Annotated in this window: 1 protein-coding gene; it reads left to right on the top strand. The window is 38.1% G+C overall.

Annotation, left to right across the window (positions count from 1 at the left end):
* A partial coding sequence (locus tag ABCO64_RS10295; protein ID WP_343089397.1) for a glucose PTS transporter subunit EIIB occupies positions 1–581 on the top strand: 581 nt, incomplete at its 5' end.
* Between the last annotated feature and the right edge of the window lie 153 nt (positions 582–734).

Here is a 734-nt window from a genome sequence, read left to right as displayed (position 1 = left end):
CCTTAACCTCTTTCTTAACAGGAATTACTGAGCCATTAGAATTCTTATTCTTATTTGTTGCGCCATTTTTATATTTAATTCACGCTGTCTTTGATGGGATTAGCTTTATGCTGGCCCATGCATTTGAAATCACGATTGGTCAGACCTTTAGTGGAGGAGCGATTGACTTCTTCTTATTTGGTATTTTACAAGGGAATGATCGTACCAATTGGGTCTTAGTTCCTATTATTGGTGCTGGGTTATTTGTCTTATATTACTTTACCTTTAAAACCCTAATCCTTAAATTTAACATTATGACACCAGGACGCGGCGCAGAAGAAGTGGATTATAGTGAGACCAATGTTGTAACGGATCGCGCTGAGAAAATCATTGAAGCGTTAGGTGGATTTGATAATGTGACAGACATTGATTCATGTGCGACAAGACTTAGAATCTCATTAAAAGATACCTCTAAAATCGATGAAGATGCGCTTAAGAAAACTGGATCACGTGGTGTTGTGAAAAAAGGTAGTGGGGTACAAATTATATATGGTCCCCATGTGACAATTATCAAAAATGAACTTGAAGAGTTGGTATCTTAGAAAGGCGTGATTGAATGGATTTAAAAGGTGGACTAATCGTAAGTACTCAAGCCTTAGAAAATGAACCCTTACACAGCAGTTTTATCATGAGTAAAATGGCAAAAGCTGCATGGGTTGGTGGGGCTAAAGGGATTAGAGCCAATAGCCCTCAAG

Source organism: Methanocalculus natronophilus (assembly GCF_038751955.1).
Classification (GTDB): domain Archaea; phylum Halobacteriota; class Methanomicrobia; order Methanomicrobiales; family Methanocorpusculaceae; genus Methanocalculus; species Methanocalculus natronophilus.
The sequence above is the reverse complement of the archived record's forward strand: the minus strand, read 5'-3'. Positions and strand labels throughout refer to the sequence as shown.